Below are 22510 nucleotides of genomic sequence, written 5' to 3' on the forward strand. Positions count from 1 at the left end.
GACATTTCCTACGCAAGTTGACAGCATTGCCCACAATAAACCGTGAGGACATGCGCACATGTCGCGCCATAAGGACATATCTGGATTCAGCTTGATCGAACTGATGGTGGTCATAGCGATCATCGCCATCCTTGCCTCGATCGGCATCCCGAGCTTTCGCACACTGATACTCGACAACAGACTTACCAGTACGACCAACTCGCTGCTGGGAGCGCTCCAGCTTGCGCGCAGCGAAGCGGTAATGCAGCGCACCGATATCAGCATATGCGGCGCCAACGCCGATGCCAGTGCCTGCTCAACCGACACCAACTGGAGCCTCGGCGCACTGGTGAAGCGCGGCACGACCATAGTCAAGGTCATCCCTGCGGTCAGCGATGCGGTGACCATCACCGGTTCCGCCAGCCAAATCACCTATTCCTCGAATGGCACGACCAGCGCTGCCACGATCACCATTGCCGATTCTCGGCCCTCATCGCGCCAGATATCCGTCAACGCCATCGGCCAGGCCTGCAGCGGGAGCGCGTGCCCATGAGGAGGAACCGTGAGGAGCAAGGCTTCACTCTCATTGAGGTCATGATCGCACTGGTGGTGTTGGCGGTCGGCCTGCTCGGCATGGCGACGCTGATGACAACCAGTCTGCAATCCAGTCAAGGCGCCTACCGGCGCAGCCAGGCCAGCCTGATGGCCTACGACCTGGTGGAGCGCATGCGCGTCAACCGCACCCAGGCCATCAGCAGCAATGACTACACACTGGCCAGTGGCGCCGCCGACAGCACCGCCCCTTCCTGCAACACGGCGGGCTGCACAGCCCAGCAGCAGGCTCAGCTGGATCTATTCCAGTGGCGAGGCGCATTGAAAACGGCGCTCCCCGATGCCACCGCCACCATAGGCCGGGTCGCCCCCAACCAGTACACCATCACTATCAATTGGTCGGATACAGGCTCTGCCATATCGAGCTCATCCAACCCGTCGTTCAGCTTGAGGATCGACCTGTGAATCGACAATCCGGTCTCTCCCTTATCGAGCTGATGATTGCAATCCTGATCAGCTCGCTTTTGCTGCTCGGCGTATTGCAACTGTTCAGCGACACCAGCCAGACCGACAAGACCAACAGCGCCCTCGCACAGGTCCAGGAGAGCGGTCGCATTGCGCTGGAGGTGATAGGCGCCGACGCTCGACGTTCGGGATATCTGGGATGCAGCTCCCCTTCGAATTCCCTGCCGGTCGGCAGCCTGACCTTTCCCTCTGCCGCCCTGGCAAAGGCCACCAATGGCATCACTTTCCGCTATGCCACCACCGCCAACACCGGCACGACCTTCGGCGGCAACAAAACGTGTAGCGACGCCACGCTGTATCTGTACAACGTGACCTATTCAACCTGCACGGCCAACGGCGTTTCACGTATCTGCCAATCGCTGAATGGCGGTAACGCCACCCCCATTCTCGCCAACGCTGCCATCAGCTCCGTGCAACTTGGAGTGGAAGAAGCCGGCTTGATGAGCTGGAAAGACAGCAGTGCCGCTACCCAAACGCAACTCGACGCGGCCAGGGCGGTGAGGTTGACACTGACCATCACGGACAGCCGCAACGAAGTCTCGCGTTCTTTCACCGGCACCTACGAACTCAGGAATCGCCTCTGATGAATTCTCGTACTTCACAAACCGGTGTCGCACTGGTGGTCAGCCTGGTACTCCTGCTGCTGCTCACCATCATCGCCATCGCCGCGGCCTCCCGCTCGACACTGCAGGAGCGCATGGCGGCCAACAGTCAGCAGCAGAACGTCGCCTTCCAGGCAGCGGAAAGCGGTATCCAGGGCTGGATCGATAGCTATCTGAAAAGCCCGCGGGTCCAGGCGATCACCATCACGCCCGGGGCCAGTAGCGACTGGGCAGGGAAGGTGAAGTACAGCGCAACCGCAGCAGCGCCTGGAACCTGCGTATCAGTGATCCCGGCTTACTCGCTCAACGCAGCGGACGGCGGAGCTTCATTCCAGTACGCCTGCTTCAACATCGAGAGCACGGGTAAATCCTGTGCCGACACCGGCTGCGCCGATTCCAACAACCCTGCGCGCGCGAAGCACCTGCAGGGTTACCTGGTACGTTACTGAACATCAACCTGGATTCGCCATGCACAAGAAAACCCGTATCCGCCCGCTCCTGGCCTCCTCGTTGCTGTTCGGCACCCTGTTCCAGGGCGGTGCCAGCTACGCCGACGATACCGAAATCTTTTTCGGCGGCTCCGCCATCGACCAGGGTATTCGCCCCAACGTACTGTTCATCCTCGATGACTCCGGCTCCATGGCCTATTGCCTGGACCGCGACAGTACGCGCTGCAATGGCGGCGCGACCCGCATGCCGACCATGAAGGAAACGTTCGCGACACTTCTCAACGGCACCACCGGTGTGAACGTCGGGGTCATGGACCTGAACCAGACCACGAACAACTCGCGAATCCTTTCGCCCGTGCAGTACATCGAGCAGTCGATCAACACCAAGATGCCGACTCCCTCGCTGGCCAGCGGCACCGATGACGTGACACGGCAGACGACCGGCACGACCGGCAACCAGTTGAGTGACGACTCGCTGGTCATGGGCTATGTCAGAAACGCCGCCCCCAACACGGCAAGTATCACCCGATCCCTCAGTGTCGACTCGACCTACTCGAACAACAATTCCTCCTATTACATCCAGGGCAACTACACCTGCTCGGTCAAGGCGGCATCCTCCAGCAGCGTCTGCTCCGGCCCCACCACCACCCTCAACGCGCGTAGCGGGTCAGGCACCCTGCGCTATGACGGGCTGTTCCTGTTCCGCAACCTCAACATCCCGGCAGGCGTTACCATCACTGACGCCAAGCTCTACATCACCACTACCACGGACACAGCCAGCAGGGCGTTCAACATCTCGGCAGTCAATGCAAAGACGCCAGGTGCCTTCAACGACAGCACTCTGATCGACTCCAGCATCTTCACCGCGACGACTGCCAAGAACAGTGTCAAGGTCGGTACCACACTCGATCATTCCCTCGACGTCACGGCGCTGCTGAATTCCCTCAAAGATGTAGCACCGGCGAAGAATCCGATCTCCGACGTCGCGCTGCGGTTGCGCTCGACCAACAACAATAACTTCACCTATAACGTCGGCGACACCAATAGCTCGCCCAAACTTGTCGTCACCTATAGCGGCAGCGAAGACAACAGCCGCACCACGGGCTTGCGCTTCCAGACCGTCGCCATCCCCCAGGGCGCAAACATCACTTCGGCTCGCATCGACTTCGTGCCCGCAGGGTCCGACGACCGCCCGGTAACCTTTGACGTTACCGCGCAGAATGCGGGCAACGCTGCGACCTTCACGGCAACGGAAGACTTCACTGCCCGCACCAAAACGAGCGCCGCATCCTGGGCCGCGCCCGAATGGCGTACGCAGAATCCGCCGCTCTATGTGCAAGGCCCCGAAGTCAGGGCGCAAGTCCAGGCGGTCGTCAGCAACTCCAGTTGGTGTGGCAACAACGCCATGGCGTTCTTCCTCACCCCGACCTCCGGCAACGGCAATCGCGTGGCCTACTCCTACGATGACGGCAGCAGTTTGCAGCCCGTGCTCAAGGTCACCTACACCGGAGGTGATACCGGCTGCCTGAACCCCATTCTCGATGTGTCCATGCTTGACCCCAAGGACGACGGTCGCCAGTACTATCTGCCGACGACCAGCTGGTTCGGCTCGGACAACCCCAACAAGGTCAGCATCACCGAAACCTCGGTGCCGCTGGAGACCACCGCCAATCGCGTGAGCTACAGCATCATTGGCGCGCGCTTCCAGAAGGTTCCGGTCAGGGCAGGCGCTACGGTCATGGAAGCGGGAATCACCGTGACTCCCAACTCTGCCGCGGGCACCACCGGCACCGTCAACGTGAGCTTCGAACGCAGCGCCAACTCGGCCGCCTTCAGCGCCGCAGACAACAACCTGGGCTCGCGCAGCAAGACCGCAGGCACCAGTTGCACCTTCACCAGTACTGGCCCCGGTATTCCGGTCACCTGTAAGGCAGCCGGGTTGGTGACCAACCTGCAGAGCGTTTTCGCCACTAGCAACAACTGGGTCGACGGTAACGCCCTGAGCGTTTTCCTGACCCAGCCCAGCACCAGCAACCTGACCTTGCGCACCTATGAAAACAGTCCGGCCGATGCCATCAAACTGAACATCAAGCTGCAGACCGGCGGCCTGGGAAGCAACAGCTACACCATCCGCAACTACACCAATGACCTGGTGCAGAACATGACTGCGGATGGCGGTACACCACTCGTGCCAGCTCTTTACGAGGCCGCCGGGTATCTCACCCAACTGCCGACCAAGCACAACAACACCAACACCAGCCCCATTACCAGCGCCTGTCAGGCGACCTTCATGGTGTTGCTGACCGATGGCCAGGCCAACGGCAATACCACGACAGCAACTCGCGGCATCGCCAACATGACCGGCACGTCCTGCGGCAACTCGAACGACGATGAGTTGTGCGGGCGAGAACTCACACGCTGGTTGGCCACCACTGACCAGACCGACTTCGACGGCAACAACTTCGTCACCACCCACACCATTGGCTTCGCCTTGCAGGCCAACCAGCAGGCGCAGACCTTCCTGGACGATCTAGCCCACAATGGCGGCGGCACGAGCTACACCGCCAACAATGCCAGCGATCTGGCGAAAGCCTTCAATGCGATCCTCCAGGAGGCGCTGGCGACCAACACCACGTTTGTCAACTCAAGCGCCCCGGTGAACAGCTTCAACCGCCAGGACAACAAGGACCAGCTGTACTTCGCCCTCTTCCGCCCCTCGGCAACCGATCGCTGGCCTGGAAACCTGAAACGCTATCGCCTGAAGACAGAAAATGGCGTCGCTACCATCGTCGATGCCGACGGGGCCGCAGCCATTGATCCCAACACCGGCTTCTTCAAGAGCAACGCCCAGAGCTACTGGCCTGACCCGGACAATGGGCGCGACGGTAACGACATCGCAAAAGGTGGCGCAGCGCACAAACTGCAGGCACCGGCGGACCGCAAGCTGTTTACCTATTACGGCGCGGTCCCCAGCGGCGGAGTGAACCTGAACGCCAATGCGTACAAGCTGCTGACCAACAACACCAACCTCACCACCACAATGTTCGAGGTAGGAAACGCCACCCTCAAGGATCAGGCGATCAACTACATCCGCGGCCTGGACAGCAACGGCACGACGGCCCGCAACGCCCTTGGCGACATGATCCACTCCACGCCTCGCCTCTTCACTTACGGCTGCAAGGGTTACAACAGTGCAGGTCAATGTCTCACCAGCTCGGGCGAGGACAATGCCGATCAGTACGCCATCGTCGGCACCAACGAAGGCTTCGTGCAGTTGTTCGATACTTCGAGCGGCGTAGAACAGTTCGGCTTCATACCGGAGGCACTGCTACCCAACATTGATCTCCTGCGCGCAGATGACCGTTCCACTTCGCAGAAACCGCGACGCTATGGCATGGACAGCAGCGTGACGGTCTGGGTCAACGACGCCAACAACAATGGGGTGATCTATGGCGACCCAACAGCCCGCACCACCAGCGGACTGAACGACGGCGAGTTCGTCTATGCCTACGCCACCATGGGCCGCGGGGGGCGGAACATCTACGCGATGGACATCACCGACAAGGCTAATCCCAAGCTCCTCTGGCAGATCAACGGTGGCTCCGGCAGCTTCACAAAACTGGGGCAGACGTGGTCAGCACCGGTGAAAACCCGTATCAACGTGGGCGGGACACTGACCGATGTCCTGATCTTTGCTGGCGGCTATGACCCGAACCAGGACACGCTCAACAATGGCGACAGCGTCTATACCGTCGATACTCAGGGTAACGCTATTTACATCGTCAACGCCCGTACCGGCGGACTGATCTGGTCAGCAAGCAATGCTACCGGTCACACAGCCACCCTGGCGAAGATGCGCTATAGCATGCCCAGCTCGGTCCGCGTCATCGACATTCAGAAGGATGCCAGCGGAGCGCTGGTCAGCGATTCGGAACACCTTGCCGACCAGTTCTTCGTTGGCGACATGGGCGGACAGGTCTGGCGCTTCTATATCAATAACGGCCAGAGCGGTGCCAACCTCATCACTCCCGCAGGCACTTCCAATGATGGCGTATTCGCCAGCATCGGCGGCACCTCCGCCGCGGCTGCACGGCGCTTCTACCATGAGCCGGACGTCGCACTGCTGAATGTCAAAGGCACCCCGGCACTGAGCATCAATATCGGCAGTGGTTACCGCGGGCATCCATTGAACCAAGTGATTCAGGATCGCTTCTACGCTTTCCGCACCTCCGTTCTGGTCAAGCCAGCAGCAACTACCAGCGAAGGCACCTTGACCGAAAGCAGCCTGTACAACGCCACCGAGAACCTGGTGCAGGGCACGGACGCCACGGCCAAGCAGGCGGCGGCAGATGCCTTCGCGTCTACTTCCGGCGGCTGGTATATCGCCTTGAAGGCCAGTGGCGAGAAAGTCCTGTCGCGTGCCCTCACTGCAGGCGGGCAACTGTACTTCAACACCTATGAGCCCAATTCGGCGAACGCCCTATGCAAGGCGTCGGTCGGACGCAACCGCTCCTACGGAGTACGGCTACTGGACGCCACGCCGGTTTCGGTGCCAGTTGGCGGTAGCGGCACTTACTCTGATCGCTATACCAACAGCAACAGTGAAGGTATTTCCGGCGACCCGCAATTGTACTGCACAGGCAACGATTGCTACGTCCTGCCCGACCCGTCCATCGATCCCAAGAAGATCCCGATGCCGCCACTGGGCAAAACCTACTGGATAGACACCAACAATCCTTGATGCAAGGCGGGTGCTCGACACCCGCCATAAGGAAATCTCGTAATGAAACGACAAACCGGCTTCACCCTCCTCGAGCTGATGATGGCCGTCATCGTGGTGGGCATCCTGACTGCGATAGCCCTGCCGAGCTACCAGGGCTATGTCCGGCGTGCGGCCTGCGAGAATGCCAAGAGTGTTCTGGTAGGTGCAGGCAATGTGATGGAGCGATTCCGGGCGCAGAACAACACCTATTCCGGCGCCAACCTGGGTGGCTACGCGTCCAGCCCCGTAGACGGCTCCGCCAAGGATGCGACTATCGCAGTCACCGCGTCGGATGCCACCAGCTATACCCTGACCGCCACGCCCACTACCGGGGGGCGTCTGCGGAGCAAGGGCACCCTTACCCTCAGCTCGACCGGTGCCCGCGGTGGTACCGGGGAGTTGGCAACCAAATGGGGCTCCTGTAACGGCATCTGAAAACAAAAAAGGTCGGCAATTGCCGACCTTTTTTAATCCTCGCGAAATCTATATCGCCTTCACCCGCAGCTCCTTGGGCATCGAGAAGGTAATGTTCTCTTCCCGCCCATCCAGCTCGACTTCAGGTTCCGCACCCCAGTCACGCAGTTGCTGGATCACGCCGCGCACCAGCACTTCCGGAGCCGAAGCGCCAGCGGTGATGCCGATGCGCTGCACGCCGTCGAACCACTCCTTCTGCATATCCTCGGCACCGTCGATCAGGTAGCCTGGGGTGCCCATGCGCTCGGCGAGCTCGCGCAGGCGATTGGAGTTGGAACTGTTCGGGCTGCCGACTACCAGCACCAGGTCGCACTGGTCGGCCAGTTCCTTCACCGCATCCTGGCGGTTCTGGGTGGCGTAGCAGATGTCGTTCTTGCGCGGCCCCATGATCGCGGGGAATTTTTCGCGCAGGGCGTCGATCACTTTCGAGGTGTCGTCCATCGACAGCGTGGTCTGGGTGACGAAGTGCAGCGCTTCAGGATTACGCACCTCCAGCGCCGCCACGTCTTCCTCGTCTTCCACCAGGTAGATGGCGCCGCCATTGGAGTCGTCGTACTGGCCCATGGTGCCTTCCACTTCCGGATGGCCCTCGTGGCCAATCAGGATGCATTCGTGGCCGTCGCGGCTGTAGCGCACGACTTCCAGGTGCACCTTGGTCACCAGCGGGCAGGTGGCGTCGAAGACTTTCAGGCCACGGTTCTCGGCTTCCTTGCGTACCGCCTGGGAAACGCCGTGGGCGCTGAAGATGACGATGGTGTCGTCCGGCACCTGGTCGAGTTCCTCGACGAACACGGCGCCGCGGTTGCGCAGGTTCTCCACCACGAACTTGTTGTGCACCACTTCATGGCGCACATAGATCGGCGGGCCGAAGACATCGAGGGCGCGGTTGACGATCTCGATCGCCCGGTCGACGCCGGCGCAGAAGCCGCGGGGATTGGCGAGTTTGATTTGCATGGTGGCCTCGGGTGCTACGCAAGCCGGCCCACGAGGGGCCGGTAGGAATACTTCGCCTCAAGCGCAACGGCCCGCCAGCGGCGAGCCGTGCAGCCAATCAGGCTGGTTGTACGTCGATGATATCGACTTCGAACGCTAGCGTTTTACCGGCCAGCGGATGGTTGAAGTCGATGGTGACGTGCTGCTCGTCGAACTCTTTCACGACGCCCGGCAGTTCGGTCTTGGCGGCATCGTTGAAGATCACCAGCAGCCCCTCGGCCAGTTCCATGTCCTGGAACTGGTCGCGCGGCATCACCTGCACGTTGGCCGGGTTCGGCTGGCCGAAGCCCTGCTCCGGCTCGATGCTCAGGGTACGCTTGTCGCCAGCCTTCAGGCCGAACAGCGCCTGCTCGAAGCCCGGCAGCAGGTTGCCGTCGCCGACCTTGAAAGTGGCCGGCTGCTTGTCGAAGGTACTGTCGACGATGTTGCCGTCATCGAGCTTCAGGGCGAAATGCAGGGTGACCTTCGAGTCGCCGCCGATGCGCTGAATGGTGTCAGAGGAATCAACCATTGGCGGTCTCTCCGGAATTCTTCGATTTGAACATATCCAGCGCCAGCATGATGGCGCCGACGGTGATGGCGCTGTCGGCCAGGTTGAAGGCCGGGAAGCGCCAGCGGTCCTGCCAGTGCACGAGGATGAAGTCCACCACGTGCCCCAGGACCATGCGGTCGTACAGGTTGCCCAGCGCGCCGCCCAGCACCAGGGCCAGGGCGATGGCCAGCCAGGTCTCGCCGCGCTTCAAGCGCTTGAGCCAGACCACCAGCACGACACTGACCACGATGGCGATCAGCGCGAACAGCCAGCGCTGCCAGCCCGAGCTGTCGGCCAGGAAGCTGAACGCGGCGCCGGTGTTGTAGGCAAGGGTCCAGCTGAACAGGTCGGGAATGACCACGATCTGCTGGTACATGGTCAGTTCGGACTGGAAGAAGGCCTTGGTGACCTGATCCAGGACGAACACTACCACGGTGATCCACAGCCAGGGCAGGCGGCCGAAGCGATCGGCGTTAGGCATAGTGACGCACCTCGCCCGCGCCATCGATGTTCTCGACGCAGCGACCGCACAGCTCCGGGTGCGCGGCGTGGCTGCCCACGTCGGCGCGGAAGTGCCAGCAACGGCCGCACTTGGCATGGGCGGACTTGACCACCTTCAGCTTCAGGCCCGGCAGTTCGCTCTCGACCGCATCAGCCGGTGCATCGGCCAGCGGCGCAACGGTGGCGGCGGAAGTAATCAGCACGAAGCGCAGCTCGTTGCCCAGTTTCTCCAGGCGCTTGGCCAGGGAGTCTTCAGCGTAGAGGGTTATCTCGGCCTGCAGGTTGCCGCCGATGGTCTTGGCGCTGCGCAGGTTCTCCAGTTCCTTGTTCACGGCAGCCTTGGCAGCCATGATTTCATCCCAGTAGGCGCGGTCCAGCTCGGCGTCGGCCGGCAGCTCGGAGAGACCGTCGTACCAGGTGCTCAGCATCACCGATTCGGCGCGCTCGCCCGGCATGAAGCTCCAGATCTCTTCGGCAGTGAAGGCCATGATCGGCGCGATCCAGCGCACCAGGGCCTCGGCGATGTGGAACAGCGCAGTCTGGCAGGAACGGCGGGCGACACTGTCCGCCTGGGTGGTGTACTGGCGGTCCTTGATGATGTCCAGGTAGAAGCCGCCCAGCTCCTGCACGCAGAAGTTGTGCACCTTGGAGTAAACGTTCCAGAAGCGGTAGTCGCGGTAGGCCTCTTCCAGCTCGCGCTGCAGCTGCAGCGCGCGGTCGATGGCCCAGCGGTCCAGGGCCAGCAGTTGGTCGTTGGGCAGCAGGTCCTTGGCCGGGTCGAAGCCGGACAGGTTGGACAGCAGGAAGCGCGTGGTATTGCGGATACGACGATAGGCGTCGGCGCTGCGCTGGAGGATCTGCTGGGAAACTGCGATCTCGCCGGAGTAGTCGGTGGACGCGACCCACAGGCGCAGGATGTCGGCACCCATGCTGTCGATCACGGTCTGCGGCACCACGGTGTTGCCCAGGGACTTGGACATCTTGCGGCCGGACTCGTCCACGGTGAAGCCGTGGGTCAGCAGCTGGCGGTACGGCGCGTGGCCGTCGATGGCGCAGCCGGTCAGCAGCGAGGAGTGGAACCAGCCGCGGTGCTGGTCGGAGCCTTCCAGGTAGAGGTCGGCGGCCGGACCGCTGGTGTGGCCCAACTCGGCATGGGAGCCGCGCAGCACGTGCCAGTGGGTGGTGCCGGAGTCGAACCAGACGTCCAGGGTGTCGTTGATCTTGTCGTACTGCGCGGCTTCATCGCCCAGCAGTTCGGCGGCGTCGAGCTTGAACCAGGCCTCGATGCCTTCCTTCTCGACGCGCTGGGCGACGGCTTCCATCAGTTCGACGGTGCGCGGGTGCAGTTCACCGGTGGCCTTGTGCAGGAAGAACGGGATCGGTACGCCCCAGTTGCGCTGACGCGAGATGCACCAGTCCGGACGGCCGGCGATCATGCCATGCAGGCGCGCCTGGCCCCAGGTGGGCACGAATTCGGTCTGGGTGATGGCCTCCAGCGCGCGCTCGCGCAGGGTGGCACCGGTCTGCGGCTGCTTGTCCATGCCGACGAACCACTGCGCGGTAGCGCGGTAGATCAGCGGGGTCTTGTGGCGCCAGCAGTGCATGTAGCTGTGGCTGATGCTGGCGTGCTTGAGCAGTGCGCCGACTTCATCGAGCTTGGCGACAATGGCCGGGTTGGCCTTCCAGATGAACTGGCCGCCGAAGAACGGCAGGTCGGCCACATAGACGCCATTGCTCTGCACCGGGCTGAGGATGTCGTCGTTGCTCATGCCGTAATGCTTGCAGGTACGGAAGTCGTCCTCACCGTAGGCCGGGGCGGAGTGAACCACGCCGGTGCCGGCGCCCAGCTCGACGTACTCGGCCAGGTAGACCGGCGAGAAGCGCTCGTAGAACGGGTGGCGGAAACGGATCAGGTCCAGCGCCTCGCCCTGGGCGGTGGCGATGACCTTGCCTTCCAGGCCGTAGCGCGCCAGGCTCGACTCGACCAGTTCCTCGGCCAGCACCAGCAGGCGATCGCCGACATCCACCAGTGCGTAGGTGAATTCGGGATGGACGTTCAGCGCCTGGTTGGCCGGGATGGTCCAGGGGGTGGTGGTCCAGATGACGATGGCAGTCGGCTTGGGCAGGCTGGCCAGACCGAAGGCGGCGGCCAGCTTGTCAGCGTCTTCCACCGGGAAGGCGACGTCGATGGCATCGGACTTCTTGTCGGCGTACTCGACTTCCGCCTCGGCCAGGGCCGAGCCACAGTCGAAGCACCAGTTCACCGGCTTCAGGCCCTTGAACACGAAGCCTTGCTTGACCATCTCGGCGAGCGCGCGGATTTCGCCGGCCTCGTTGGAGAAGTTCATGGTCTTGTAGGGATTGTCCCATTCGCCCAGCACGCCCAGGCGGATGAAGTCGGCCTTCTGCCCCTCGATCTGCTCGGCGGCGTATTCGCGGCACAGTTCGCGGGTCTTGTCCGCCGGCAGGTTCTTGCCGTGGGTGGTCTCGACCTTGTGCTCGATCGGCAGGCCATGGCAGTCCCAGCCCGGCACATAGGGGGCGTCGTAGCCGGCCAGGGTCTTGGAACGGACGATGATGTCCTTGAGGATCTTGTTGACCGCGTGACCGATGTGGATGCTGCCGTTGGCGTAGGGCGGGCCATCGTGCAGGATGAATTTCGGGCGACCTTCGCCAATCTTCCGCAGCTTCTGGTACAGGCCAATGTCGTTCCAGAGCTTCAGGGTCTGCGGCTCGCGCTGCGGCAGGCCGGCTTTCATCGGGAAGTCGGTTTCGGGAAGGTTCAGAGTGGCTTTGTAATCGGTCATCTCAGGGCCTGTTCAGGATCTTCAATCAAGCGGTTGGCCCAGCCAGTAGGCCCGGGCGGCGGCGATGTCGGCGAGGATGGCCGCCTTGAGTGCCTCGAGCGAGGCAAAACGCTGCTCATCACGCAGCTTCTGGTGGAAAGTGATGTCCAGATGCTGGCCGTAGAGATCGCCAGCGAAATCCAGCAGATGCACTTCCAGGTGGGGCCGGCCGTCGCCATTCACAGACGGTCGGGTGCCGATGTTGGCAACCCCGTTGCGGCGCTGGCCAGCCACCATCGTGCTGACCAGGTAAACGCCGTTGAGCGGCGCCTTGCGGCGCTTGAGCTGGATGTTTGCGGTGGGCGAGCCCAGCGTGCGACCCAGCTTCTGCCCGTGCAGCACGCGGCCGCCCAGGCTGTACGGACGACCCAGCAGGCGCTCGACCATGTGCAGGTCGCCATCGGCCAGGTCCTTGCGGATACGCGAGCTGCTCACGCGCATGCCGTCGACTTCCACGGTGGTCGCGGCTTCGACGGTGAAGCCCTGCTCCGCGCTGGCGTTGACCAGGAAGGCGAAGTCGCCGGAGCGGTCGCAGCCGAAGCGGAAATCGTCGCCCACTTCCAGATGGCGGACCCGCAGGCCCTCGACCAGCACCTGGCGGACGAACTCGGCGGCTGACAACTCGCGCAGACGGCGGTTGAAGGCCAGGCAGAGAACGAAGTCGACGCCGTACTGGCGCAGCAGTTCGAGCTTCTCGCGCAGGCGCGTCAGGCGCACCGGGGCGGCATCGGGAGCGAAGTACTCGCGCGGCTGCGGCTCGAAGATCACCACGCAGCTGGGCACGCCCAGCTCCAGCGACCGCTCGCGCAGACGCCCCAGGATCGCCTGGTGGCCGAGATGGACGCCGTCGAAGTTACCGATGGTGGCGACACAGCCCCCGGACAGGGGCCGCAGGTTGTGAAGGCCTCGAAGCAGCTGCATAGCGCGCGTATTGCTCAGAAAGTGGTCGATTATACCTGCACCCGTTGCCATGCGACAGGCAAAATGCCGTCGCCGCAAACCGATGCAATGCTTTGCCCGGCGAAGGTTACAGCACCGCGCGGCGGGAGAAGTCCCGCAAGCGGAAGCCAAGGATCGCCAGCATACCGAAATAGGCGACCACACCGGCCACCACCAGCGCGCCCAGGCGCACCAGGCGAATCGGCATGCCGCCCTGATCCCAGGCCGGCATGAAGTGCATCATGCCGATCAGCACCGCACACATCACCAGTACAGCTACGACTAATTTGGCGATGAACTTGCCCCAGCCCGCCTGCGGCTCGAACAACTGCTGCTTGCGCAGTTGCCAGAACAGCAGGCCGGCGTTCAGACAGGCCGCCAGACTGATCGCCAGTGCCAGGCCCGCATGCTTGAGCGGGCCGATGAACACCAGGTTCATCAATTGGGTGGACACCAGGGTAAACAGCGCGATCTTCACCGGCGTCTTGATGTTCTGCCGCGCATAGAACCCCGGTGCCAGTACCTTCACCAGGATGATGCCGAGCAGGCCGACCGCGTAGGCGATCAGCGCATGCTGGGTCATCTGGGCGTCATGGGCGCTGAACTTGCCGTACTGGAACAGCGCGACGGTCAGCGGCTCCGCAATAACCGCCAGCGCCAGGGAGCACGGCAGCACCAGCAGGAAGCACAGGCGCAGGCCCCAGTCCATCAGCCGCGAATACTCGTGGCGGTCGTCGCTGGCGTAAGTCTTGGCCAGCGACGGCAGCAGGATGGTGCCCAGCGCCACGCCGAGCACGCCGGACGGCAGCTCCATCAGCCGATCCGCGTAGTACATCCAGGACACGGAACCGGCAACCAGGAAGGAAGCGAAGATGGTATTGATGATCAGCGAGATCTGGCTGACCGAGACGCCGAGGATCGCCGGGCCCATCTGCTTGAGCACGCGCCAGACACCGGAATCGCGCAGGTTGATGCGCGGCAGCACCAGCATGCCGATCTTCTTCAGGTGCGGCAGCTGGTAGAGCAGCTGTGCCAGACCGCCGGCCAGCACCGCCCAACCCAGCGCCATGATCGGCGGGTCGAAGTACGGCGTGAGGAACAGCGCGAAGAGGATCATGCTGACGTTCAGCAGAGTCGGCACGAAGGCCGGCACCGAGAAGCGGTTCCAGGTATTGAGGATCGCCCCCGCCAGGGAGGCCAGCGAGATCAGCAGGATATAAGGGAAGGTCACCCGCAGCAGGGCACTGGTGAGTTCGAACTTCTCCGGCGAATCGACGAAGCCGGGCGCCGTCACCCAGATCACCCAGGGCGCGGCGAGCATGCCCAGCGCGGTGACCAGCGCCAGGATCAGGGTCAGCAGGCCGGACACATAGGCGATGAAGGTGCGGGTCGCCTCCTCCCCCTGCTGGGTCTTGTACTCGGCCAGGATCGGCACGAAGGCCTGGGAGAACGCCCCCTCGGCGAAGATGCGGCGCAGCAGGTTGGGCAGTTTGAAGGCGACGAAGAAAGCGTCGGTCGCCATGCCGGCACCGAACATGCGCGCGACGATCGTGTCGCGCACGAAGCCGAGCACCCGCGAGATCATGGTCATCGAGCTGACCGCGGCCAGCGACTTGAGTAGGTTCATAGCGTCCAGAACTGGTAGAATGGCCGCCCCTGCAGGGTGCAGCCCTGGCCTAGAGCGATTGCTCGACCGTCAGGCGAAGCGCAGCAGTGTAGGGCCGCGGGGCGAATAAATCACCCCATCCGCCGGACAGCGTGCGCCCGTCGCACCACTCGTCGGAGGCCGCGCATACCCTTGACAAGGCCCTGATGCAACGGCATTATTCGCGGCCTTAATTTATTCGCAACATCCCAAGTTTTTTTCGAGGAGCTCGACGGTGGCCAACACACCTTCCGCCAAAAAACGCGCCAAACAGGCTGAGAAGCGTCGCAGCCACAACGCCAGCCTGCGTTCCATGGTTCGTACCTACATCAAGAACGTAGTCAAAGCAGTCGACGCCAAGGACCTGCCGAAGGCCCAGGCCGCTCTGGTTGCTGCTGTACCGGTCATCGACCGTATGGCCGACAAAGGCATCATCCACAAGAACAAGGCCGCTCGTCACAAGAGCCGCCTGAACGCCCACGTGAAGGCCCTGGCCACCGCGTAAGCGTTCCGTTCTTGAAAAACCGGCCTCAGGGCCGGTTTTTTATTGCCTGCGATTTGATCAGCACAGCGTTATCCACAAGCTCACTTTTGCAAAGGCAAAAAGAAAGGGCGGTCACCCGCCCCTTCCTTTCTTACTTCTCAGGCCACGGCATGATCGGAATCGCCGTCACCGCATTCTGCGGACTGCCTTCGATCACCCGGTCGCTGTAGACCAGATAGACCAGCGCATTGCGCTTCTTGTCGAAGAAGCGCACCACCTGCATGGTCTTGAATACCAGCGAAGTGCGCTGCTGGAAGACCACCTCGCCATCCTTCAACTCGCCGGCAAAACGGATCGGCCCGACCTGACGACAGGAGATCGACGCCTCGGCGCGATCCTCCGCCAGCCCCAGCCCCCCCTTCACGCCACCCGTCTTGGCGCGAGACAGGTAGCAACTGACACCCTGCACCTTCGGATCATCGAAAGCCTCGACGACGATCTTGTCGTTCGGCCCGACCCATTTGAAGACGGTGGACACCTCACCGACCACGTCGGCCCGGGCCAGCGCCGGCAGCAGCATCAGCGCCGCCATCAATCCCTTGCGCATGAAGAATCTCCTCAGACGAGCACCAGGTTGTCGCGGTGCACCAGTTCCGGACCATCGACATAACCAAGCATGCCTTCGATGGCATCGGTCGGCTGGCCGATGATCTTCTGCGCCTCGAGAGCGCTGTAGTTCGCCAGGCCGCGAGCAATTTCGCGACCCTGCTGATCCACACAGACCACCATCTCTCCGCGACGGAAGCTGCCCTGCACGGCCTTCACGCCGACCGGCAACAGGCTCTTGTGATCCTGCGACAGAGCCTTCACTGCGCCATCGTCCAGCACCAGCGTGCCGCGCATCTGCAGATGCCCCGCCAGCCACTGCTTGCGCGCCGCCTTGCGGCTCTGCTCGGGAGTCAGCAGCGTACCGAGCCGCTCACCAACACGCAGGCGATCCAGCACGCGCTCGATACGACCACCAACGATAACGGTGTGCGCGCCGGAACGCGCCGCCAGACGGGCAGCGCGCAGCTTGGTCTGCATACCGCCACGACCCAGCGCACCACCGGTACCGCCAGCCACCGCATCCAGGGCAGGATCATCAGCGCGAGCCTCGAAGATCAGCTCGGCATCGGGGTTGTTGCGCGGGTCGGCGTCGAACATACCGTCACGATCGGTGAGGATCACCAGCAGGTCAGCCTCGACCAGGTTGGCCACCAACGCCGCCAGGGTGTCGTTGTCGCCGAAGCGGATCTCGTCAGTGACGACGGTATCGTTCTCGTTGATCACCGGGATCACGCCGAGATCGACCAGCGTGCGCAGGGTGTTGCGCCCGTTCAGGTAGCGCTTGCGGTCGGACAGGTCGTCATGAGTCAGCAGCACCTGCGCGGTCTGCAGGCCATGCACGCCGAAGCTGGACTCCCAGGCCTGGACCAGACCCATCTGCCCCACCGCGGCGGCCGCCTGCAGCTCGTGCATGTCACTAGGTCGGGAAACCCAACCCAGGCGGCTCATGCCCGCCGCGACGGCGCCCGAGGACACAAGAACCAGCTCAACGCCCGCGCAATGCAGCGCGACCATCTGCTCGACCCATACCGCCATGGCATCACGATCCAGACCGCGACCATCGGCGGTCAGCAACGCACTGCCAATCTTGACTACCCAGCGCTTGGCGCCAGTGACCTTCTCACGCATACCCTCAACCTTAGAAGTCAGGCTTCACACGTTTCATCCGGACCGGCGGGCGCCGTTCCGATCAAGGCACGTAGAAGATTTCCGGCCCGTCGCCGTCGTCTTCGTCATCCTCGAAATCATCGTCATCCGCATCGTCGACATTCTTCAGACCGGAGCGACGCAGTGCACGAGCATCGTCCAGGGCCTGCAGACGGGCACGAGCCTCGTCTTCGATGCGCTGATCCAGGGCCGCCAAGGCTTCGCCATAGGCCGGCTCCTCCTCGATGCGCAGCGTGCGCTCGTCGAGGTACTTCATGATGTCCTGGCTCAGCTTCTCGGTGCCCTCACGCTCCAGGGCGGAGATCACATAGACCGGACCTTCCCAACCCAGACGCTCGACCACGGCCTGCTTGCGACGCTCCTGCTCCTCAGGCTCGAGGATCTGGTCCATCTTGTTCAGCACCAGCCAGCGATCACGCTCGGTCAGCGCCGGGCTGAATTTCTCCAGCTCGTGGACGATGGTTTCCGCGGCATCGGCCGGATCACTCTCATCCAGCGGCGCCATGTCGACGATGTGCAGCAGCAGACGGGTACGCGCCAGGTGCTTCAGGAAGCGGATGCCCAGGCCGGCGCCTTCGGCAGCACCCTCGATCAGGCCGGGGATGTCGGCGACCACGAAGCTCTTGAAGCGCCCCACGCTGACCACGCCCAGGTTCGGCACCAGGGTGGTGAAGGGATAGTCGGCGACCTTCGGCTTGGCGGCGGACACCGCACGGATGAAGGTGCTCTTGCCCGCGTTCGGCAGACCGAGCAGACCGACGTCCGCCAGGACCTTCAGCTCCAGCTTGAGGTCACGCGCATCACCAGGCTTGCCCGGCGTGGTCTGGCGCGGCGCACGGTTGGTGCTGGACTTGAAGCGGGTATTACCCAGGCCGTGCCAGCCGCCCTGGGCAACCATGATGCGCTGACCGGCAGCGGTCAGGTCACCGATGATTTCCTGAGTGTTGGCATCGATGATAGTGGTACCGACCGGCACGGGCAGGACGAGATCGTCACCCTTGGCGCCAGTGCAGTCCTTGCTGCCGCCGTTCTCGCCACGCTGGGCGTCGAAACGACGGGTGTAGCGGTAGTCCACCAGGGTGTTCAGGTTCTCGTCGGCCTCGAGGTACACCGAGCCGCCGTCGCCACCGTCACCGCCGTTGGGACCGCCTTTCTCGATGAACTTCTCGCGGCGGAAGCTCATGAGGCCGTTGCCGCCGTCACCGGCTTTCACGTGGATGGATACTTCGTCGACGAATTTCATTGCGAACGCCTCCCGCAGCACCTGCGGGTTGAAAATAAGAAAAGGAGCATAGGATACAGCCAAGTCCGCGCAAACGCCCGAACCGGCACACCTCGCCTGGAAACGCCAGAAACAAAAAAGCCCCGTCGCGAGACAGGGCTTTTTCAGTGAGAGCTCGCTTAGGCAGCGACGACGCTTACATAGCGACGGCCAAAGGCGCCTTTCACTTCGAACTTGATCACGCCGTCGACTTTAGCGAACAGGGTGTGATCCTTGCCCATACCAACGCCGTAGCCAGCGTGGAACTGGGTACCGCGCTGACGCACGATGATGTTGCCTGCTTTCACAGCCTGGCTACCGAACAGCTTCACGCCAAGGCGTTTGCTTTCTGAGTCGCGGCCGTTGCGGGTACTACCGCCAGCTTTTTTGTGTGCCATGAGTCAATTCTCCTAAAACAGGAAGCAGCCCTAAAAAGGAATTAGGCCTGGATGCCGGTGATTTTGATTTCAGTGAACCACTGGCGGTGGCCCTGACGCTTCATGTGGTGCTTGCGGCGGCGGAACTTGATGATGCGCACTTTGTCGTGACGACCGTGGGAAACCACTTCTGCGGTCACTTTCGCGCCTTCTACCACCGGCAGGCCGATCTTGACGTCATCGCCGTTGGCGACCAGCAGGATGCGATCCAGGTTGATCGCTTCGCCGGTGGCAACGTCGAGCTTCTCGACCTTGAGGAATTCGCCTTCGGTGACTTTGTATTGCTTGCCACCAGTAACAATTACTGCGTACATCTGGATGTCTCCGTTAGACCTGCTCACCCGACGCTTTATAGAAAGAGGAATCGGTCGGCATGGCTGCATGGGGCCGGAAAGGACGCCCGTGCAATTGCGTAAGGCAGGATATGCCAGGGAAGTTCGGGGCCGCGATTGTACGCAAACCCCTGGTGCGGATCAAGCCCCATGGGGCCTTGCCTTGACAGCCCAAACAGCGGCACCTAGCATGCCGCGCAATCTACGAGGAGCGCTGTCTTTAATGCAACCCCAGGCTTTCTATCGCGTGGTGGCGGACGACTTCACCGCCGTCGACGGCATCATCCGTCGCCAACTCACTTCCCGCGTTCCCCTGGTGGAAAAGATCGGCGACTACATCATCTCCGCCGGCGGCAAGCGTCTTCGCCCGCTGCTGGTGCTCCTCTCGGGCAAGGCCCTGGGCTATTCGGGCGATGACCTGAAGCTGCTGGCCGCCACCATCGAATTCCTGCACACCTCGACCCTGCTGCACGACGACGTGGTCGACGCCTCCGGCCTGCGCCGCGGCCGCGCCACCGCCAATGCCCAGTGGGGCAACGCACCGAGCGTGCTGGTGGGCGACTTCCTTTATGCGCGCTCCTTCGAAATGATGGTCGAACTGGGCTCCATGCCGGTCATGCGCATCATTTCCCAGGCCACCCGCGTGATCGCCGAAGGCGAAGTGCTGCAGCTGTCCAAGGTCCGCGACGCCAGCACCACCGAAGAAACCTACATGGAAGTCATCCGCGGCAAGACCGCGATGCTCTTCGAAGCCTCCACCCACAGCGCCGCCGCGCTGGCCAACGCCCAGCCGGAGCAATCCGAGGCGCTGCGCCTGTTCGGTGACGCCCTGGGGATCGCCTTCCAGCTGGTGGACGACCTGCTCGACTACCGCGGCGACGCCGCCAGCCTGGGCAAGAACGTCGGCGACGACCTCGCCGAAGGCAAGCCCACCCTGCCGCTGATCGCCACCATGCGCGACGGCACCCCGGAACAGGCTGCGCTGGTGCGCAAGGCCATCCAGCAGGGCGGCAGCCAGGACCTGGAAGGCATCCGCGCCGCCGTGGAAGCCGCCGGCGCGCTGGACTACACCGCCAACCTGGCCCGCGAGTACGCTGCCCGCGCCATCGACTGCCTGAAGGCGCTGCCGGACAACGAATACCGCGCCGCGCTGATCGAACTGGCCGAGTTCGCCGTCGCCCGCACGCACTGATCTGCCGCTTCACCAAAGCCCGCCCCGGTTCGCCGCGGCGGGCTTTTTGTTGCCTGTCTTTTGACCGGGAACAACAGATCGTCGCCTGCGTAAAAATTTTTCCAATTCAGGCTTGCTATTAAGATAATAAGAATTATTCTCATTAAACGGTCTGCACGGAGGAACACGCCATGACCTACATGATCGACGCCTGGCTGGATCGCCCGCACCCCTACCTGCGCATCCTGCATCGGGACACCGGGGAAGTCTGCGCGGTGCTGGAAGAAGAAGCGCTGGATGAACTGCGCGAACAGGGCGGCCTGGAGTTGTCCGAGCTCAATACCAGCGAACCGCTGGTGCTCAAGGAGCTGGTGCGCAACCTGTTCCTGTTCTGTTACGCCCGCGCGCTGCGCTGAACGCTCTTTACGATGGCGCAGGAAGCGCCGTCGGTGCTCCGCCGCCCGGGAGGCGGATGCACAAAGGGGCGCCTGAGCGCCCCTTTTCCTGCGCAGTCGCCAGGGATGGCACTGCGCAGCGAACCTTCGGGAATCAGAGGATTTCCAGCAGCTCGACGTCGAACACCAGCACGCTGTGCGGCGGGATGCTACCAACGGCCTGGCCACCATAGGCCAGCTCGCTCGGCACGTGCAGGCGCCACTTGCTGCCGGCGTTCATCAGTTGCAGCGCCTCGACCCAGCCGGCGATCACACCGCCCACCGGGAATTCGGCCGGCTGGCCGCGCTCGTAGGAGCTGTCGAAGACGGTGCCGTCGACCAGGGTACCGTGGTAGTGGGTACGCACGGTGTCTTCGCGGGACGGCTTGGCGCCTTCGCCGGTGGTCAGCACTTCGTACTGCAGGCCGGACGGCAGGACGGTCACGCCTTCGCGCTTGGCGTTTTCCACCAGGTACTCGCGGCCAACGGCGGCAGCGGCTTCGGCTTTCGCCTGGGCTTCAGCCTGCATGCGCTCGCGGATCACCTGGAAGCTGGCGGACAGGGCTTCGCCCGGAACGCGGCTTTCGGCGCCAGCGTAGGCGTCGGACAGGCCGGCCACGATAGCGTCCAGGGTCATGCCCGGAACCGGGTTCTCGCGCAGCTGGTCGCCCAGCTGACGGCCGATACCGTAGCTGACGCGGGCTTCGTCGGTGGAAAGGTTGAGTTCGCTCATGGCGGCGCTCCGCTGGGGGTTCTAAAAAGGGCCGCCAGCCTAGCACAGATGCACCGCCTCCCCCACCGCGCGAGCCCCGCGCAGCGCGCCGCGCAACAGACTCAGTGCAACGGGATGGTCACGCCGGCGCCGATGTCGCGCTCGTCGTCCATGCCGCACATCTCGTCATGCACCACCGCGTGCACCAGATGGAACGGGACGTTGGGCAGCGCCTTGAGCACCTCCCGCGCATGGGCGACCGAACGCACGCTGATGACATGCCCGGCCTCGTCCTGGACCGGATAGAAGCGCGCGCCCATCCGTGCCTCCAGCACGTAGATATCGCCTTCCAGCGACACCAGGTTGATTTCGTCGATGTCGCCGGCGACGGAGCGGCTGGTCAGTTCCTGCAGATTCATGTGCTGCACCTCCTGCGGATTGATCCACGCAAAAAGTCTTGTACAGCAGGCGCTCACCGCAAGCCGAAAACGCAACCGCCCGTCCGTTTTGCAACGGCCGGGCGGCGGGAATGACGCAGCAACGCCTTAGTGGTCGTGGCGCGTGGCCTTGTCCAGGTAGCCCATGGCGAAGGCCGAGAGGACGAAGGTGAGGTGCATGATCACGTACCACATCAGCTTGTTGTCTTCGATGTTCTTGGCGTCCATGAAGATGCGCAGCAGGTGGATCGAGGAGATCGCCACGATGGAGGCGGCCACCTTGTTCTTCAGCGAACTGGCGTCCATCTTGCCGAGCCAGCTGAGCTTTTCCTTGCCTTCATCGATGTCCAGCTGCGAGACGAAGTTCTCGTAGCCGGAGAACATCACCATCACCAGCAGGCCACCGACCAGCGCCATGTCGATCAGCGACAGCAGCACCAGGATCAGGTCCGCCTCGGCGATGCTGAAAATGCTGGGCAGGATATGGAAGATTTCCTGGAAGAATTTGATGGTCAGCGCCAGCAGGGCCAGCGACAGGCCGATGTAGATCGGCGCCAGCAGCCAGCGCGCGGCGTACAGGGAGTTTTCGACGAATCGTTCCATGGTGATCGTAGGAAATATCTTGGGAAAGGGCGGCCGCAGTATAGCGGATGGCTTTTGCGAGTTT

23 protein-coding genes are annotated in these 22510 nt (G+C 62.7%); 9 read left to right on the top strand and 14 right to left on the bottom strand.

What is annotated here, in order from left to right; all coding sequences use genetic code 11:
* Positions 1-58 precede the first annotated feature (58 nt).
* The 6 genes from IB255_RS27495 to IB255_RS27520 are packed head-to-tail and all read left to right on the top strand — an operon-like array spanning position 59 to position 7304.
* Complete coding sequence (locus IB255_RS27495) at positions 59-532, top strand: GspH/FimT family pseudopilin (RefSeq protein ID WP_081517347.1); 474 nt, start codon at positions 59-61, stop codon at positions 530-532.
* Positions 529-996, top strand: a complete 468-nt coding sequence (gene pilV, locus IB255_RS27500) for a type IV pilus modification protein PilV (protein WP_081517346.1) — start codon at positions 529-531, stop codon at positions 994-996. The genes IB255_RS27495 and pilV overlap by 4 nt, the downstream gene beginning before the upstream one ends.
* Entirely contained in the window at positions 993-1640 is a 648-nt protein-coding gene (locus IB255_RS27505; RefSeq protein WP_230986120.1) for a PilW family protein, read from the top strand. Before pilV ends, IB255_RS27505 begins: the two co-directional genes overlap by 4 nt.
* Positions 1640-2107 carry a PilX N-terminal domain-containing pilus assembly protein gene (locus IB255_RS27510; RefSeq protein ID WP_081517344.1) on the top strand — a complete coding sequence of 156 codons (468 nt, stop codon included), beginning with the start codon at positions 1640-1642 and terminating at the stop codon, positions 2105-2107. The genes IB255_RS27505 and IB255_RS27510 overlap by 1 nt, the downstream gene beginning before the upstream one ends.
* A 19-nt stretch (positions 2108-2126) precedes the next feature.
* Complete coding sequence (locus tag IB255_RS27515) at positions 2127-6848, top strand: PilC/PilY family type IV pilus protein (protein WP_081517343.1); 4722 nt, start codon at positions 2127-2129, stop codon at positions 6846-6848.
* Between the two features lie 42 nt (positions 6849-6890).
* Positions 6891-7304 carry a type IV pilin protein gene (locus tag IB255_RS27520; protein ID WP_081517342.1) on the top strand — a complete coding sequence of 138 codons (414 nt, stop codon included), beginning with the start codon at positions 6891-6893 and terminating at the stop codon, positions 7302-7304.
* A gap of 48 nt (positions 7305-7352) precedes the next feature.
* Here the strand turns inward: IB255_RS27520 and ispH are convergent, their stop codons facing one another.
* From ispH to murJ, 6 genes are all read right to left on the bottom strand, one after another.
* The gene (gene ispH, locus IB255_RS27525; protein ID WP_081517341.1) at positions 7353-8297 is read right to left on the bottom strand and encodes a 4-hydroxy-3-methylbut-2-enyl diphosphate reductase; all 945 of its coding nucleotides are present in this window, start codon (positions 8295-8297) and stop codon (positions 7353-7355) included.
* A 97-nt stretch (positions 8298-8394) separates the two neighbouring features.
* The gene (fkpB, locus tag IB255_RS27530; RefSeq protein WP_081517340.1) at positions 8395-8847 is read right to left on the bottom strand and encodes an FKBP-type peptidyl-prolyl cis-trans isomerase; all 453 of its coding nucleotides are present in this window, start codon (positions 8845-8847) and stop codon (positions 8395-8397) included.
* Positions 8840-9349, bottom strand: a complete 510-nt coding sequence (gene lspA / locus IB255_RS27535; RefSeq protein WP_081517339.1) for a signal peptidase II — start codon at positions 9347-9349, stop codon at positions 8840-8842. The genes fkpB and lspA overlap by 8 nt, the downstream gene beginning before the upstream one ends.
* Complete coding sequence (gene ileS, locus IB255_RS27540; protein WP_081517338.1) at positions 9342-12176, bottom strand: isoleucine--tRNA ligase; 2835 nt, start codon at positions 12174-12176, stop codon at positions 9342-9344. Before ileS ends, lspA begins: the two co-directional genes overlap by 8 nt.
* Before the next feature lie 21 nt (positions 12177-12197).
* Positions 12198-13136 carry a bifunctional riboflavin kinase/FAD synthetase gene (ribF, locus tag IB255_RS27545; RefSeq protein ID WP_081517337.1) on the bottom strand — a complete coding sequence of 313 codons (939 nt, stop codon included), beginning with the start codon at positions 13134-13136 and terminating at the stop codon, positions 12198-12200.
* 106 nt (positions 13137-13242) lie between these two features.
* Complete coding sequence (murJ, locus tag IB255_RS27550) at positions 13243-14781, bottom strand: murein biosynthesis integral membrane protein MurJ (protein WP_081517336.1); 1539 nt, start codon at positions 14779-14781, stop codon at positions 13243-13245.
* A gap of 253 nt (positions 14782-15034) precedes the next feature.
* Here murJ and rpsT point away from each other — a divergent pair, with 253 nt between their 5' ends.
* Complete coding sequence (gene rpsT, locus IB255_RS27555) at positions 15035-15304, top strand: 30S ribosomal protein S20 (RefSeq protein WP_009617555.1); 270 nt, start codon at positions 15035-15037, stop codon at positions 15302-15304.
* 130 nt (positions 15305-15434) lie between these two features.
* Here rpsT and IB255_RS27560 read toward each other — a convergent pair whose 3' ends face one another.
* From IB255_RS27560 to rplU, 5 genes are all read right to left on the bottom strand, one after another.
* Positions 15435-15890 (bottom strand): CreA family protein, encoded by a 456-nt coding sequence (locus IB255_RS27560; protein ID WP_081517335.1) that lies wholly within the window; start codon positions 15888-15890, stop codon positions 15435-15437.
* 11 nt (positions 15891-15901) lie between these two features.
* A complete protein-coding gene (gene proB / locus IB255_RS27565; RefSeq protein WP_081517334.1) occupies positions 15902-17020 on the bottom strand; it encodes a glutamate 5-kinase in 1119 nt (372 codons plus the stop codon).
* 61 nt (positions 17021-17081) lie between these two features.
* On the bottom strand, positions 17082-18302 hold the full coding sequence (gene cgtA / locus IB255_RS27570) for an Obg family GTPase CgtA (protein WP_081517333.1): 1221 nt from the start codon (positions 18300-18302) through the stop codon (positions 17082-17084).
* 158 nt (positions 18303-18460) lie between these two features.
* Positions 18461-18718: a 50S ribosomal protein L27 gene (gene rpmA / locus IB255_RS27575; protein WP_017521622.1), complete on the bottom strand. Its 258-nt coding sequence runs from the start codon at positions 18716-18718 to the stop codon at positions 18461-18463.
* A 41-nt stretch (positions 18719-18759) separates the two neighbouring features.
* A complete protein-coding gene (rplU, locus tag IB255_RS27580) occupies positions 18760-19071 on the bottom strand; it encodes a 50S ribosomal protein L21 (protein WP_015475683.1) in 312 nt (103 codons plus the stop codon).
* A 241-nt stretch (positions 19072-19312) separates the two neighbouring features.
* Here rplU and IB255_RS27585 point away from each other — a divergent pair, with 241 nt between their 5' ends.
* Positions 19313-20281, top strand: coding sequence for a polyprenyl synthetase family protein (locus IB255_RS27585; protein WP_081517332.1), 969 nt, complete (start codon positions 19313-19315; stop codon positions 20279-20281).
* Between the two features lie 170 nt (positions 20282-20451).
* Positions 20452-20676 carry a hypothetical protein gene (locus IB255_RS27590; RefSeq protein ID WP_045217230.1) on the top strand — a complete coding sequence of 75 codons (225 nt, stop codon included), beginning with the start codon at positions 20452-20454 and terminating at the stop codon, positions 20674-20676.
* Between the two features lie 133 nt (positions 20677-20809).
* Here the strand turns inward: IB255_RS27590 and IB255_RS27595 are convergent, their stop codons facing one another.
* The 3 genes from IB255_RS27595 to IB255_RS27605 all read right to left on the bottom strand — a co-directional run bounded on the left by IB255_RS27595 (position 20810) and on the right by IB255_RS27605 (position 22446).
* The gene (locus tag IB255_RS27595; RefSeq protein WP_045217227.1) at positions 20810-21427 is read right to left on the bottom strand and encodes an FKBP-type peptidyl-prolyl cis-trans isomerase; all 618 of its coding nucleotides are present in this window, start codon (positions 21425-21427) and stop codon (positions 20810-20812) included.
* Between the two features lie 101 nt (positions 21428-21528).
* On the bottom strand, positions 21529-21825 hold the full coding sequence (locus IB255_RS27600) for a DUF6482 family protein (protein WP_045217224.1): 297 nt from the start codon (positions 21823-21825) through the stop codon (positions 21529-21531).
* A 126-nt stretch (positions 21826-21951) separates the two neighbouring features.
* Positions 21952-22446, bottom strand: a complete 495-nt coding sequence (locus tag IB255_RS27605) for a TIGR00645 family protein (RefSeq protein WP_017521628.1) — start codon at positions 22444-22446, stop codon at positions 21952-21954.
* Between the last annotated feature and the right edge of the window lie 64 nt (positions 22447-22510).

Source organism: Pseudomonas sp. PDM22, assembly GCF_014851965.1.
In the GTDB taxonomy this organism is placed as follows: Bacteria; Pseudomonadota; Gammaproteobacteria; order Pseudomonadales; family Pseudomonadaceae; genus Pseudomonas.